This is a genomic window from Rhodococcus sp. NPDC056506, assembly GCF_042794945.1.
Classification (GTDB): domain Bacteria; phylum Actinomycetota; class Actinomycetes; order Mycobacteriales; family Mycobacteriaceae; genus Rhodococcus_F.
Genome location: NZ_JBHTSW010000008.1, coordinates 48,613 through 62,026, shown reverse-complemented (window position 1 = coordinate 62,026; position 13,414 = coordinate 48,613). Strand labels below are relative to the sequence as shown.

At 62.6% G+C, this 13,414-nt stretch carries 16 protein-coding genes; 6 read left to right on the top strand and 10 right to left on the bottom strand.

What is annotated here, in order from left to right:
- Positions 1-10 precede the first annotated feature (10 nt).
- From ACFQ6H_RS10155 to ACFQ6H_RS10145, 3 genes are all read right to left on the bottom strand, one after another.
- A complete protein-coding gene (locus ACFQ6H_RS10155) occupies positions 11-205 on the bottom strand; it encodes a hypothetical protein (RefSeq protein ID WP_378645899.1) in 195 nt (64 codons plus the stop codon).
- A gap of 36 nt (positions 206-241) precedes the next feature.
- Entirely contained in the window at positions 242-454 is a 213-nt protein-coding gene (locus tag ACFQ6H_RS10150) for a hypothetical protein (RefSeq protein WP_378645897.1), read from the bottom strand.
- A gap of 205 nt (positions 455-659) precedes the next feature.
- Positions 660-1,487: a TatD family hydrolase gene (locus ACFQ6H_RS10145; RefSeq protein WP_378645894.1), complete on the bottom strand. Its 828-nt coding sequence runs from the start codon at positions 1,485-1,487 to the stop codon at positions 660-662.
- A 21-nt stretch (positions 1,488-1,508) separates the two neighbouring features.
- Here ACFQ6H_RS10145 and metG point away from each other — a divergent pair, with 21 nt between their 5' ends.
- Positions 1,509-3,107: a methionine--tRNA ligase gene (gene metG / locus ACFQ6H_RS10140; protein WP_378645891.1), complete on the top strand. Its 1,599-nt coding sequence runs from the start codon at positions 1,509-1,511 to the stop codon at positions 3,105-3,107.
- Between the two features lie 150 nt (positions 3,108-3,257).
- Entirely contained in the window at positions 3,258-4,436 is a 1,179-nt protein-coding gene (locus ACFQ6H_RS10135) for a DUF2786 domain-containing protein (RefSeq protein WP_378645888.1), read from the top strand.
- Here the strand turns inward: ACFQ6H_RS10135 and rsmI are convergent.
- Entirely contained in the window at positions 4,433-5,263 is an 831-nt protein-coding gene (rsmI, locus tag ACFQ6H_RS10130) for a 16S rRNA (cytidine(1402)-2'-O)-methyltransferase (protein WP_378632150.1), read from the bottom strand. The two genes, ACFQ6H_RS10135 and rsmI, sit on opposite strands and share 4 nt — an antisense overlap.
- 23 nt (positions 5,264-5,286) lie before the next feature.
- Between rsmI and ACFQ6H_RS10125 the strand changes: the two genes are divergently transcribed.
- The gene (locus tag ACFQ6H_RS10125; protein ID WP_378645885.1) at positions 5,287-6,846 is read left to right on the top strand and encodes a dolichyl-phosphate-mannose--protein mannosyltransferase; all 1,560 of its coding nucleotides are present in this window, start codon (positions 5,287-5,289) and stop codon (positions 6,844-6,846) included.
- A gap of 53 nt (positions 6,847-6,899) precedes the next feature.
- Here the strand turns inward: ACFQ6H_RS10125 and ACFQ6H_RS10120 are convergent, their stop codons facing one another.
- From ACFQ6H_RS10120 to ACFQ6H_RS10105, 4 genes are all read right to left on the bottom strand, one after another.
- The gene (locus ACFQ6H_RS10120) at positions 6,900-8,534 is read right to left on the bottom strand and encodes a BCCT family transporter (protein WP_276117248.1); all 1,635 of its coding nucleotides are present in this window, start codon (positions 8,532-8,534) and stop codon (positions 6,900-6,902) included.
- Between the two features lie 84 nt (positions 8,535-8,618).
- Positions 8,619-9,050: a DoxX family protein gene (locus tag ACFQ6H_RS10115; RefSeq protein ID WP_003946228.1), complete on the bottom strand. Its 432-nt coding sequence runs from the start codon at positions 9,048-9,050 to the stop codon at positions 8,619-8,621.
- A gap of 48 nt (positions 9,051-9,098) precedes the next feature.
- Positions 9,099-9,458, bottom strand: a complete 360-nt coding sequence (locus ACFQ6H_RS10110) for a GntR family transcriptional regulator (protein ID WP_378446440.1) — start codon at positions 9,456-9,458, stop codon at positions 9,099-9,101.
- A 49-nt stretch (positions 9,459-9,507) separates the two neighbouring features.
- Entirely contained in the window at positions 9,508-10,191 is a 684-nt protein-coding gene (locus ACFQ6H_RS10105) for an SDR family oxidoreductase (RefSeq protein WP_378632136.1), read from the bottom strand.
- A 94-nt stretch (positions 10,192-10,285) separates the two neighbouring features.
- Between ACFQ6H_RS10105 and arsC the strand changes: the two genes are divergently transcribed.
- The gene (gene arsC / locus ACFQ6H_RS10100; RefSeq protein ID WP_378532659.1) at positions 10,286-10,639 is read left to right on the top strand and encodes an arsenate reductase (glutaredoxin); all 354 of its coding nucleotides are present in this window, start codon (positions 10,286-10,288) and stop codon (positions 10,637-10,639) included.
- A gap of 13 nt (positions 10,640-10,652) precedes the next feature.
- On the opposite strand, the gene arcA is transcribed toward arsC, so the two are convergent.
- Positions 10,653-11,870, bottom strand: coding sequence for an arginine deiminase (gene arcA, locus ACFQ6H_RS10095; RefSeq protein WP_378532657.1), 1,218 nt, complete (start codon positions 11,868-11,870; stop codon positions 10,653-10,655).
- Positions 11,871-11,969: 99 nt separating this feature from the next.
- Here arcA and ACFQ6H_RS10090 point away from each other — a divergent pair, with 99 nt between their 5' ends.
- Positions 11,970-12,458 carry an FABP family protein gene (locus ACFQ6H_RS10090; protein ID WP_378645876.1) on the top strand — a complete coding sequence of 163 codons (489 nt, stop codon included), beginning with the start codon at positions 11,970-11,972 and terminating at the stop codon, positions 12,456-12,458.
- Positions 12,459-12,463: 5 nt separating this feature from the next.
- On the top strand, positions 12,464-12,943 hold the full coding sequence (soxR, locus tag ACFQ6H_RS10085) for a redox-sensitive transcriptional activator SoxR (protein WP_050654499.1): 480 nt from the start codon (positions 12,464-12,466) through the stop codon (positions 12,941-12,943).
- Here the strand turns inward: soxR and ACFQ6H_RS10080 are convergent.
- Positions 12,929-13,411, bottom strand: coding sequence for a DUF2505 domain-containing protein (locus ACFQ6H_RS10080; RefSeq protein ID WP_378532652.1), 483 nt, complete (start codon positions 13,409-13,411; stop codon positions 12,929-12,931). The two genes, soxR and ACFQ6H_RS10080, sit on opposite strands and share 15 nt — an antisense overlap.
- Between the last annotated feature and the right edge of the window lie 3 nt (positions 13,412-13,414).

The following is a 13,414-nucleotide window of genomic DNA, read 5'->3' as shown; positions in this document are numbered from 1 at the left end:
GTAGTGGGGACTACCGGAAAGGCGCACAGGTGGTGGCCAATTCGACGACCAGCCCGGTCTCGATCCGATTCTGCGGCCCGAATTCGAAGTCACCGAACCTTCGGAACCACCGAGGACTGGCGTCGACCCGGCGATATGTCTCGCTGCCGTCGACGGGTAACCACATCTTCGGGTTTCCGACTTCGACGTAGCTGGTGGTCTCCACCAGAATCCCGAGGACTACGCCTGAGGTCTTGACTCCTCATGCCGGCATGCCGCCGTGAACCCAACCGTCGAACTCGCCGTACTGCGATCGCGGTGGCTCCTGCGATCGCGGTGTCAACGTCCACGAGCATGGTTCACCGACAACCGGAAACGGCCCACAGCACTCGACTTCGACCATGTCGAGATGAACGGTCACGATCTGGACCGAAGAGTCGACCGGGGTCGGCTCAGTGAAGCTGTGCGCCTTCATTCCCTCCCGGGATTCGAAAAATTCGCCGCGCTCGAGCCGGATCGAGCGGACTGTTCGGCTGTGCGATAGACGTCGTCGCGATCGACGTCGTCGCGATAGACGTCGGGGGGATAGATGCAGTCATTCATCTGAAATACCCCGCGCAGTAGACGGACCGGGACACGACGGTCCCGGGCGCGGAGTTACCTGTCAGACCACCATAGCGTCAGAGTTTGTAGACGCGCTCCGCTGTCGTCGTGGACGCTGCCGCGAGAGCTTGCGGATCCTCACCGCGGATGCTTGCGAGCGCACGCACTGTGTAGGGCAGGCAGTACGACTCGTTGGGCGCCCCGCGGAACGGGTGCGGCGTCAGGAATGGCGCATCCGTTTCGACGATCAGCTGATCCGACGGCACCAGCAGCGCGGCCTCACGCAGCGCTTTCGCGTTCTTGAAGCTGACGGTTCCCGAAAAACTCAGCACGTACCCGGCGTCGATGCACTCCCGCGCCATCTCCGAATCCGAGGAAAAACAGTGGAACACCACCGTCTCCGGTGCACCTTCCTCGTTCAGCACCCGCAGCAAGTCCTGGTCGGCTTCGCGGTTGTGGATCATCAACGTCTTGCCCAGACGCTTCGCCAAGTCGATATGCCAGCGAAAACCGTCGATCTGCTCCTCGATGGTGGCGCACCCCTCGAGTTTGCCGGGCCAGTAGAGATCGAGCCCGGTCTCCCCCACGGCAACGACTCGTGGATCGGACGCCAAACGCTCGATCTCGGCTCGGGTGCCGGCATCAAGAATGTTTGCCCTGGTCGGATGGATTGCGACGGCTGCGTAGACCCTCGAATCCCAATGAGCCGCGTCGACGGCAAATCGCGCGGCGTCGAGGTCGTCGGCCACCGTGACGACTCGCCCGACGCCGACGGCCTCGGCTCGATCGACTATCTCGGCCACGGTTGCAGCGTCATGCGCACCGCACGCGTCGAGGTGTGTATGGGCGTCGATCAGAGGCGACAAGGGCTCAGGGGCATCGGGGGCGGGACGGTCTTTGCTCACGCCCGATAGAGTAAGCGCACCATGACTGTGCCTGCCTCACCCTCCCAGACCCCGCGCCCGGACTCCGCCGCCTCGGAAGGCGCGGAACGACCGCCGTTCTACATCACGACAGCGATCGCGTATCCCAACGGCGCTCCGCACATCGGCCACGCGTACGAGTACATCTCCTCGGACGCGCTCGCCCGCTTCAAGCGGTTGGACGGACATGAAGTGTTCTTCATGACCGGCACCGACGAGCACGGTCTGAAGATGCAGCAGACAGCGATCAAAGAGGGCATCGACGTCCGCGAACTCGCGGCTCGGAACTCCGACGTGTTCCAGAACCTCGACAAGGTCCTGAACATCTCGTACGACCGGTTCATCCGCACCACCGACGCAGATCATCAGGTCGCCAGCAAGGCAATCTGGGAGAAGATGGCCGCATCGGGCGACATCTACCTCGACACGTACTCGGGGTGGTACTCGGTTCGTGACGAGGCCTTCTACACCGAAGCCGAGACCACGCTTCTGGACGACGGCACCCGTCAGTCGACGGAGACCGGCACTCCGGTGGAGTGGACCGAGGAGTCCAACTACACCTTCCGTCTCTCGGCCTACGAGGACCGTTTGCTTGCTCTGTACGAAGAGCATCCCGAGTTCATTGCCCCCGCGACTCGTCGCAACGAGATCGTCAGCTTCGTCAAGGGCGGCCTCAAGGACCTGTCGATCTCGCGCACCACGTTCGACTGGGGCGTCGAGGTTCCCGGCGACCCCGACCACGTCATGTACGTCTGGGTCGACGCCCTCACCAACTACCTGACCGGCGTGGGTTACCCGAACGTCGACTCGGCGGAGTTCGAGAAGTTCTGGCCCGCGAGCCTGCACATCATCGGCAAGGACATCACGCGTTTCCATACCGTGTACTGGCCGGCGTTCCTCATGTCGGCCGGCATCGAACTGCCGGAGCGAGTCTTCGTCCACGGGTTCTTGTACAACAAGGGCGAGAAGATGTCGAAGTCGGTCGGCAACGTCGTCGACCCCATCGCGATGGTCGATCAGTACGGCCTCGACGCGGTCCGCTTCTTCCTGCTCCGCGAGATCTCGTACGGCCAGGACGGCAGCTACAGCCACGAAGCAATCGTGACTCGCATGAACGCAGACCTGTCCAACGAACTGGGCAACCTCGCACAGCGTTCACTGACGATGGTCGCGAAAAACTGCGACGCCCAGGTCCCCACCCCCGGCGAGTTCACAGAAGACGACCTGGCGATGCTGGCGTCGGCGGATGCCTTGCTTGCCAAGTGCCGCAGCGAGTTCGACGTGCAAGCGCTGCATCTCGCGTTGGAAGCCATCTGGGGCGTCCTCGGAGAGACCAACCGGTACTTCTCCAAGCAGGAACCGTGGGTTCTGCGCAAGACCGACCCGGCACGGATGGCAACGGTCCTCTACGTGACGATCGAAGTTGTCCGTATCGTCGGCCTTCTCGTTCAGCCCGTCATGCCCGACGCGGCGTCACGCATCCTCGATCTGCTTGGTCAGAGCGAAGAGAACCGTCAGTTCACCGACATCGCGGTTCGCATCGACGCGAACCGGAAACTGCCTGCTCCGGCACCGGTCTTCCCCCGCTTCGTCGAGGAATGACCTAGGCACGAGTGCCGCACGTGGGGTCCGAAATATCCGTCTACCGGCGGATGTGTCGGACCCCACGTGCACACTCCAGCCATGACTACGAATAGAACATACATTCGAACCAGCGCTTCGGCGCAGACACTGCCTTGGAACGGAGCACGGGTGTCCACTCAGGAGGTCAGCCCTCAATCCGTCTCTGCGGCGCAGGGTCTCGTCAGCGAACTGACGGCCGCCTACGAACGCGGATGGCAACCGGCAGATCTGATCCATCTGGCGCGCCGAAGCAAAGACGCGTCCGACACCGATCTCGCTGCCACCACCATCCTGTTCGACGCGAACGCATCCCGCGCGTCGGATCGCGCACCACTCGAGTGGGTGGGGCAGTTGCAGACGATCGGCGAGCAGTACCCGAAGTCTCGGCGCGTCGCCTCTCGAATCACCGTGGACGACGACGCTTTCCGCTCCCTCGCGGCCGGCCTACTGTTCCAGGACCCCTACTTCCTTGTTTCGCAGATCGTCGATGTCACACGATCGTGGATGCGCCTACCTCAGTGGACGGTATTGCTCGCGCCACCATCCACCTGGCCGTCGCAACGCACCCACACCAGCTATGCCGGCGTCGGTGACACCGAGGTCGACGCCAAGGTACTCAAGCGAATTCGTGGGCTACTCGCCAAAGCGGAAGCCACCAACTTCGCGGAAGAAGCCGAGATTTTCACCGCGAAGGCCCAGGAGTTGATGACGCGATACGCGATCGATTCCGCACTGCTCCACAGTCGCGCCGGGGTCACCGACACGTCCGTGAATGCACGACGCATTCACATCGAGAACCCGTACGTGAAAGAAAAAGTTCACCTCTTGACCGAGATCGGCGAATCGAATCGTGTCAGGACGGTGTGGTTCAGCGATATCGCGCTCGCGACCGTCGTCGGCACTCCGGTCGACCTTCAGCAAGTCGACATGCTGTTCACCTCACTGCTTGTACAGGCAACCCGTGCAATGCAATTCGCCGATTCGAGCAATCGCGGCGGCTCACGCACCACCTCGTTCCGCAAGGGGTTCCTGGCCGGTTTCGCCAGCCGAATCGGACACCGCTTACGCGACGCAGGCACCAAGGCCACAGCCGAAGCGGCCGACGCAGCATCGATGGACGTCGCGGATCTTCTACCGATCCTCGCCACCACGTCCGAGGCTGTCGACGCCGAATTCGATCGACTGTTCCCGACAACCCGCAAGACTCGCGGACGATCCGTCGACGCCGAGGGCTGGCACGCCGGCCAGGCAGCAGCCGACGACGCCAACCTGCGTCCCGGTGCGCCAGCAGTGCACCGCTCCCGCTAGTCCTTGCGAGCGGCCAGAACCGTCTCGTACAACTCACGCTTGGATACTCCGGCCGTTGCGACCAGAGCGCATGCGTCCTTCAAGCGCGTTCCCCCCTCGACCAGCCTTTCCACCTCGTCGACAAGATCGGCGGGATCGGATGCCACCAGCACGGCGCCTTCGAGCACCACCGTGATCTCGCCGCGAACACCCTCGGCCGCCCAGGCAGCTAACTCCCCGAGAGTGCCGCGCTTGACCTCCTCGTAAGTCTTGGTCAATTCCCGGCACACGGCCGCGCGCCGATTCGGCCCGAGAACTTCCACCGCATCTGCGAGGCAGTCGGCAAGGCGATGGGGTGCTTCGAAGAACACACACGCTCGCTGCTCGGTTGCCAAGGCCGAGAGCCACGTCTTGCGCTGCCCCTGCTTACGCGGTGGGAATCCGTCGAAGCAGAACCGCTCCACGGGCAATCCGGAGAGTGCCAGCGCAGTTGTCACCGCCGACGGACCGGGGAGGCACGTGACGGCGAGGTTCTCGGCCACGCAGGCGGCAACGAGGCGGTATCCAGGATCGCTGACAGACGGCATGCCTGCGTCGGTGACCAGAAGGACGGTCTTGCCTTCGGCGACGTCGGCGACCAGTGCGGGTAGCCGGGAAATCTCGACTTGATCGTAGAAACTGACGATCTTTCCGGTGATGGTGACCTCGAGCGCGGACGCCAGAGACTTGGTGCGTCGTGTGTCCTCCGCAGCGACGACGTCGGCGGTTGCGAGAGCAGACCGAAGACGCGGAGACGCGTCACCGACATCTCCCATGGGTGTTGCGGCGAGTACCAAACGACCAGTCATACCTGACAGCCTACGATTGCCAGGTGACTGTGCAGACGGACGAGCGGCCAACGCCCGCCACGAGCGATCGGGTAGTGCGTAGTCCCGGGCCGCTGGTACCGGATCCTGATTTCGGCCCGACCGACAGATTGCGCGGCTGGATCGTCACCGCTTTCATCACCGCCATCGCGGCAATCACACGCTTCACGATGCTCGCCTATCCGACCGACGCCGGCACTCCGGTCTTCGACGAGAAGCACTACGTTCCGCAGGGTTGGCAGGTTCTCACCGGCGGCGGCATCGAAGACAACCCCGGCTACGGATTGGTGGTTCACCCGCCGATCGGCAAGCAGATGATCGCGATCGGAGAAGCACTCTTCGGTTACAACGGTTGGGGGTGGCGATTCTCGTCGGCCCTGGTCGGGACACTGATGGTCTTGCTCATCATCCGCATCGTGCGCCGCATGACGCGCTCCACGCTGATCGGCGCGATTGCCGGAATCCTGCTCATCGTGGACGGCGTCACCTTCGTCTCCTCACGCCTGGGGATGCTCGACATCTTCCTGGCTTTCTTCGTCCTCGCCGCTCTCGGATGCCTGGTGGTTGATCGCGACCAAGTCCGCGAACGGATGGCGAAGGTATACGACGAGGGCCGAATCGATGATTCGGCCTGGGGTCCGCGGCTGGGTTTCCGGTGGTGGAGGTTCGGCGCCGGCATCCTGCTCGGTCTGGCCTGCGGAACCAAGTGGTCCGGCATGTACTTCATTCTGTTCTTCGGATTGCTCAGTGTTGCCTTCGACCTGTCAGCACGCCGCGCATACCGCGTGCAGCGCCCCTGGGTCGGCACCGCCGTTCGCGACATCGGACCGGCTCTGTATGCGCTGGTGATCATTCCGCTCGGTGTGTACCTCGCGAGCTACTGGGCTTGGTTCACCAGCGAGACCGGCGTCGACCGTCACGCCGTCGGTAACGAGATCGGTGAGGGCGGCACGTGGAGCTTCATCCCCGCCGCGCTGCGCTCACTCTGGTATTACAGCGGAAACGTTCTCCAATTCCATGCCGGTCTGACGAACTCCGCCGGAAACCACCACCCGTGGGAGTCGAAACCCTGGACGTGGCCGATGGGGCTGCGACCAATGCTCTACTACTACGCCGACGGTGAGCAGGTCACCGGTTGCGGGGCCGCCAGCTGCGTCAAGGCCGTGATGCTGATCGGCACACCGGCGATGTGGTGGCTGGCCCTGCCGATGCTGGCGTGGGCGATCTGGCAGACGTTCGTGCGCAGGGATTGGCGATACGCAGTGGTCCTGACGGGTTACGGTGCCGCCTACCTTCCGTGGTTCGCGACGCTGGACCGCCAGATGTACTACTTCTACGCCGTTGCGCTCGCCCCGTTCATGGTCATGGGATTTGCGCTCGTCCTCGGCGACGTTCTGGGCAAGGCGAGCGCGTCCGTCGAGCGTCGTACCACCGGACTTCTTGCAGTCAGCCTGTACATCGGTCTGGTGGTGGCCAACTTCGTCTACCTCTGGCCGATACTTACTGCCATGCCGATCACGCCGGAATCGTGGCAGAACCACCTCTGGTTGCCGAGCTGGAAGTAACAGGACGAAGAAGGAGGCACCGAACCCAGTTCGGTGCCTCCTTCTTTTCACGCTTACTCCGCCGATTTACCGACGCGACGCCCCCGCCGCGGGCGCAGGAGTGCACGTTTCTGCTCCTTCGCCGCAACGATGATCGGGTCGTGCGAAAGATCCTTGTACAGCGAGAAGCACAGTCCGATCATGACAAGCACGAACGGCGCCGCAGCGATGATCGTCATCGTCTGCAAGCCGTCGAGCGCTTCGGAACCACCGGTCCACAGCAGAAGCGCCGCGACGCCACCGGTCAACATGCCCCAGAAGACCACGACCCAGCGACTCGGTTCGAGCGTTCCGCGCTGCGAGAGCGTGCCCATCACCATCGACGCGGCGTCCGCGCCGGAGACGAAGAACACTGCGACGAGCAGCATGACCAGGACAGTCGTCACTCCGGCCAACGGCAGATTGTCGAGCATGCCGAAGAGTTGAGCCTCTTCCGAGCCGCGGCTGGACAGGCCGATTCCATCGCGTTCCTCCCCGATGCCTGCGCCGCCGAAGATCGCGAACCAGAGCAAGCTGACAGTCGTGGGAACGGCGATGACGCCGACGATGAACTGACGAATCGTACGACCACGGCTGATGCGCGCCAGGAACATGCCGACAAACGGCGTCCAGGAAACCCACCATGCCCAGTAGAAGATCGTCCAGGACGAAAGCCATGCGCCCGTTTCAGGATTCGACGACGCACCCGTGCGGGCGGACATCTGGGCAAGGTCGGAAACGTATGCACCAATGGTCGTCGGGAGCAGATTGAGAATCAGTACGGTGGGCCCGAGAACGAACACGAACAGGGCCAAGACCAGCGCGAGCACCATGTTGATGTTGGAGAGCCACTGAATTCCCTTGGCCACACCGGAAACCGCGGAAGCGACGAACGCCAGGGTGAGCACCGCGACGATGGCAACGAGCAGGAACACGCCGGCTTCTTCCATCCAGCCGACTACCTCGAACCCGGAGCCGATCTGCAGTGCGCCGAGCCCCAAGGATGCTGCGGTTCCGAAAAGTGTCGCAAAGATTGCCAGGATGTCGATGACCTTGCCGATCGGCCCTTCGGCCTTGCGACCGAGCAACGGGATGAAGGCCGAACTGAACAGTTGCTTGCGTCCGCGCCGGTACGACCCGTACGCAATGGCAAGGCCCACAACGGCATACATCGCCCAAGGGTGAAGTCCCCAGTGAAACATGGTGGTAGCCATGGCAGTTCCGACGCCGCCGTCGGTGCCGGGAGGCGGAGTCACGTAGTGCGCAAGCGGTTCCGCGACACCGAAGAACATCAGGCCGATCCCCATACCGGCGCTGAACATCATGGCGATCCAGCTGACGGTGCGGAACTCGGGCTTCTCGCCGTCTTTACCCAGCGGAATGTCGCCGAATCGGCTCACTGCGAGGTAGATGGAAAACAGCACGAAAGCCGAAGCTGCGAGTACGAAGAGCCAGCCGATGTTGGTCACCAACCAGCCGAGAACACTTCCGGTTACCGAGTCGAGGTTGTCGGGAGCCACCAGGCCCCACACGACAATGGCCGACACCGCTGCGGCCGCCACGGAAAACACCACGTAGTCGGTCCGAACGCCTACCCGAGTAAAGCCCGTCTCCGGGCGCTCTTCGTTGGCCCCGGAATCTTGTTCGGATCGATCAGATTTCGTCACCATAGATGACTACGTTCGTCACTTTGTGGTCCAAAAGCAAGCCAGAAGGCGGGCTCAACGTCCGCTGAGCCCGCCTTCTCACCCCGATCAAGCTGGGGTTTTAACCCAACCGTTGCCCTTGCCGATCAATCCGTCGATGCTGATCCGTCCTGCGCCGATCACGGCGATCAAGAGCGATCCGACACCGAGAGCGACGACGAGCTCGTAGCCACCGTTGTCGATGAAGACACCCTTGTCCGCGTGCACGATGAAGAACGCGCCGACCATGTCGAGGAACAGCAGCGCTCCGACGAGCGGGGTCAGCAGACCCGCGATGAGCAGGATTCCGCCACCGAGTTCGATGGATGCGGCGAGAACTGCAGAAATCTTGGGGAGCGGGGCACCCATCCCTTCGAATGCGGCCTGCGTTCCGGCGATCTTGTAGGTGAAGAACTTCTGCCAACCGTGGGCGATGAAGATGATCCCGAGGCCGACACGGGCGATGAGGAGTCCGAGGTCACGAGCAATCGACGAATTCATGAGCCAAGACTGACAGCTTTAACTTGAAGCGTCAACTTAATCATTGTGTCACGCACCTCTCAATGCCGACTCCACCATGGCGACGATCTCACTGTCGGAGTACCCGAGCGAACGGACGCTATGCGCAAACGCAGTCGCCGCTTGTTCGGCCTGCGCCTGCACCGGATCGGTCCCGGAGGCGATGAAGGTCCCTTGCTTTCCCCGCGTCTCGATGACGCCCTGATCGCTGAGCGCGCGATAAGCCTTCGCAACGGTGTTGGCCGCCAAACCCAGCTCCGAGGCGAGCGCCCGCACCGTCGGGATCTTGGTTCCCGCGATCAATCCGCCGCCGTGAACCTGCTCGATAATCTGTTGCCGCAGTTGGTCGTACGGAGCCGTGGAGGAATCGTGTTCGATCGCGATCTTCATCGTCACCCTCGTCGTATCTTCTCGGTCACAGGCCACAGCATCTTCTCGATCACAGACCCTCGACAGCCTCGCGGATCGTATGGGGGCCGGAGGTCAGAACCAATATCTTGCCGACGCTGGAGGGCGCATCGATGAGCGCCTCCACTACGGCGGCAACGTCGGCACGCGGAACAGAGCCGCGATCGACGGGCGGCTGTGCAAGCAACACTTCACCGGTTGGGTCGTCGTCCGTCAGGAGGCCTGGCCGAAGAATCGTCCAGTCCAGCGAAGTCCTTGCCTGGAGGTCTTCCTCCGCCGCAGTCTTCGCCCGCAGATACGCGGCAAAAACCTCGTCGGTGCCCTCTGGCACGTCGTCACCAGCACCCATGGCGCTGATCTGGATGAACCGACGCACTCCAGCTTTCTCGGCGGCATCGGCCAACAGCACGGCCGCGGCTCGGTCGACGGAGTCCTTACGTTCGATCGAACTGCCCGGTCCGGCGCCCGCGGCGAAGACTGCCACATCGGCACCGTCCAGCACCTTCGCAACTTCCTCCACCGTCGACGTTTCCAGATCGATAACCACTGGGAACGCGCCAAGCGTGCGGACAGCACCCTCGTGCGCAGAATTGCGGATCAGCGCTACCGGCCGATCACCATGCCCGGCCAGCAGGTATGTCAGGTGCTGCGCAATCTTGCCGTGCCCACCGGCAATGACTACGCGTCGTTCGTCCACACTTCGATGTTCCGTCATCGTTTTCTCCTCACACGTCGGTACTTCAAGTGCAGCACGCCGGAGCGGCCCGTTGTTCCCCTGTTTGTCCCACGAGTTCGGACGCAGAGGCAGAATGACGAACATGGCATCTGCAACCATCTTCCACAATCAACGGTGCAACACCTCGCGGACTGTTCTCGGGCTCATCCGGGATGCCGGAATCGAACCCACCATCGTCAAGTACCTCGATACTCCGCCTACCCGATCCGAGCTGGAAAAACTCCTCGCCGACGCCGGCCTCGAGCCCAGTCAAGCGGTTCGCAAGCGCGAAGCGCAGTACAAGGAACTCGGACTCGCCGACGCTTCCGAATCCGAGATCCTCGACGCGATGATCGAGCACCCAATTCTGATCGAACGCCCATTCGTCGTCACTGACAAGGGCACCGTGCTCGCGCGTCCGGCAGCCAAGGTGGAAGAGATTCTCTGACAGCGTCTACCACTCACAGCGGATCGCGGGCGATCGGACAGGACATACACCGAGGCCCGCCACGACCGGAGCCCAGTTCGGAACCCGCGATTCTCAAGACCTCGATACCCGAGGCCTCGAGCCTGGCGTTCGTTTCGACGTTGCGCTCGTACGCGACGACGACGCCAGGTTCGACGGCCAACGTGTTGTTGCCGTCGTCCCACTGCTCGCGCTCGGCCGTCACCGTGTCGAGTCCGGTGTCGATCACACGAAGTTTTCCGATTCCCATGGCGTCCGCCGCTGCTTCGAGGAACGGCGTCGCACCGCGAATACTCACCCCGTCGTCTTCCTTGCGCAGGGTGAACGCCGACAAAGTGTCCTGGATGGCCGGGTACATGACGACCGCGTCGGCCTCGACCATGGTGCAGACCGTGTCGAGATGCATCGACGCTCGGCGCTGCTCGATCGGAACAACCAACACGGTGTGAGCGAGACCGTCGTCGAACACGCTGCGCGCCAATGCTTCTGCTCCCGCGGGTGACGTCCGCTCACCGACACCGATTGCGATCACCCCCGGAGCGAGAAGCAGCACGTCCCCTCCCTCGACAGGAGCGGTGTGGGACTCGTACGCGCGTCGCACGCCCTTGAATCGAGGGTGATGCGCGTACACGAGATCCGTGATCGAGGATTCGCGAGCTCGCGCCGACAACGCCAAGGACGTGATGATCACCCTCGGCCCGACCCAGAACGACGAATCACGGGTGAAGAGCAAATTGGGCAGAGGGTCGATCACGAAGTCACCGCCGTGATGCATCCTGCGCACCAACGAGGTCGAGTCTGCATCGATCGGCAGCTCGTCGAACGTCATTCCGGCAGTAAGGATCGACGACAGCTCCTTCGGCTCTACCTGTCGCAGGTACGCGGCCAGGTGTTGCCCGAGCGCGTGTCCGATCTTGCGTGCGTCGACGGCAGCCGCGATTCCCTGGATCCTGGCTGCGCCACTGACCTCGAGCGACTCGGTGAGGAGATCGGACAAAAGCAGTACCTCCACGCCGCGCTCACGAAGGACGGTCGCAAACTGGTCGTGCTCTTCCTGCGCACGGTCCACCCACGGCAACGCGTCGAACAGCAGCTCATCGTTGTTGCGCGGGGTCAACCGTTTCAACTCGTCGCCAGGCCGATGAAGAATGACCGATCGCAAGCGGCCCACCTCGGAATCGACACCGAGGGGGACGGAGCCAGAAGCGTTCATGAGTGAACACTAATCCCGTAGGCCCCACCCAGCAGGGAGAAGCAGCTGCCTTACCGGCCCGCGTAACGTCTGATCCGACGCAGGCGAGAGGACTACACAATGGACAGTACGGATCAGGTGGCGCTGAGCGGCGCCGGAATCGACAGGTTCACCGGACGCTGGGTCGGCGCTGGAGCCGGACATTTCCCGACCATCGACGACTTCGAGTACTCCGACGAGATCGAGTTCGCGGCCACTCCCAAACCATTTGTCACCTACTCGTCGCGCACTCGCGGGCTTCCCGACGGCCGACCGCTTCACATGGAATCGGGATACCTGCGTCCAACACCTGGTGGCGAACTCGAACTGCTCGTCAGTCAACCCACCGGATTTGTCGAGATCCACCGCGGCACCGTCGACTCCGAAGGCACTCTCGCCTTGACCCGTCTCACGCTCGCAGCATCGCCCGACGCAAAACCCGTTCACGACGTCCGACGCGTCTTGCGGGTCCAGGGCGACACGCTGACATACGACTTGTGGATGGCGCATGGAGACACCCCGCTGACGCATCACCTCCACGCCACTCTTCATCGGGCAACGGACCGGTAGTCGTCATGGAGATGCCGTCGTGGAAAGCCAAGGAACTGACGCCCGGCCAACTCTCCGAGCGCAGCGGTGTGGCCGTCTCAGCCCTGCATTTCTATGAACGGGAAGGCCTGATCGTCAGTCGCCGGACCAGCGGCAACCAGCGTCGATACCAACGAGACACGCTTCGACGCGTCGCCTTCATCAGAATCTCGCAACGCGTCGGAATTCCGCTGTCGGAAATCCGGGAGGCACTCGGCACACTGCCTGAAGGCCGGACCCCGAACCGCGCAGATTGGGAAAGGTTGTCGACCGGGTGGCGGCGCCACCTCGATCTACGCATCGAGCAGTTGGAACGCCTACGAGACAACCTCACCGGCTGTATCGGTTGTGGGTGTCTCTCGCTGGAGGGGTGTGCCCTCGCCAACCCTCACGATCAACTCGCGTCCGCCGGTCCGGGTGCGCGCGTTCTGGAGGTCGATTTCGGCGCCGATTCAGGCGAGAAATGACTCGACGGCGTCCCGATCGCGCCCCAGCAAGTCCTCGACGGTCTTCTTCAGCAACTTCTCGATCTGGCCGCCGATAATCGGCATCTTCACCTCAGCCGTTCCGTCGACGACCAACCGCGTGCAGGACTCGGCAGCGGTGAGATCGAGCGTCGTCTCGATTCGTATCGGCAGTCCCTGCGCAATTCCAGTCACCGAACCTGCCGCACGCCCGTCCGACAGAGGTCCCCACCGATCGATCCGCTGCAGACCGAGTCGACTCGGCGCAACCTTCGCAACCAAGCTCGGCAGGGAGGCGGAGTCGATTTCCTCGGACACCGATACTTCGATGGATCCGTCCAGTACCGCGATGTCCGAGGTGGCATACAGATCGCCCAGTCGAACTTCCCAATAACTCGGGTCTGTCAAAGTTCGATGAACGTCGTCGATCGGATATTTGAAATCGATATCGAAATGAAAACTCTTCGGCATGAC

What these genes read in the sequence shown, in the direction of transcription:
- arsC (WP_378532659.1), top strand. Translation starts at nt 10,286, where the DNA reads ATGACGAACATGGCATCTGCAACCATCTTCCACAATCAACGGTGCAAC.
- ACFQ6H_RS10105 (WP_378632136.1), bottom strand. Translation starts at nt 10,191, where the DNA reads ATGACGGAACATCGAAGTGTGGACGAACGACGCGTAGTCATTGCCGGT.
- ACFQ6H_RS10115 (WP_003946228.1), bottom strand. Translation starts at nt 9,050, where the DNA reads ATGAATTCGTCGATTGCTCGTGACCTCGGACTCCTCATCGCCCGTGTC.
- soxR (WP_050654499.1), top strand. Translation starts at nt 12,464, where the DNA reads ATGGAGATGCCGTCGTGGAAAGCCAAGGAACTGACGCCCGGCCAACTC.
- arcA (WP_378532657.1), bottom strand. Translation starts at nt 11,870, where the DNA reads ATGAACGCTTCTGGCTCCGTCCCCCTCGGTGTCGATTCCGAGGTGGGC.
- ACFQ6H_RS10090 (WP_378645876.1), top strand. Translation starts at nt 11,970, where the DNA reads ATGGACAGTACGGATCAGGTGGCGCTGAGCGGCGCCGGAATCGACAGG.
- ACFQ6H_RS10080 (WP_378532652.1), bottom strand. Translation starts at nt 13,411, where the DNA reads ATGCCGAAGAGTTTTCATTTCGATATCGATTTCAAATATCCGATCGAC.
- metG (WP_378645891.1), top strand. Translation starts at nt 1,509, where the DNA reads ATGACTGTGCCTGCCTCACCCTCCCAGACCCCGCGCCCGGACTCCGCC.
- ACFQ6H_RS10110 (WP_378446440.1), bottom strand. Translation starts at nt 9,458, where the DNA reads ATGAAGATCGCGATCGAACACGATTCCTCCACGGCTCCGTACGACCAA.
- rsmI (WP_378632150.1), bottom strand. Translation starts at nt 5,263, where the DNA reads ATGACTGGTCGTTTGGTACTCGCCGCAACACCCATGGGAGATGTCGGT.
- ACFQ6H_RS10150 (WP_378645897.1), bottom strand. Translation starts at nt 454, where the DNA reads ATGAAGGCGCACAGCTTCACTGAGCCGACCCCGGTCGACTCTTCGGTC.
- ACFQ6H_RS10120 (WP_276117248.1), bottom strand. Translation starts at nt 8,534, where the DNA reads ATGGTGACGAAATCTGATCGATCCGAACAAGATTCCGGGGCCAACGAA.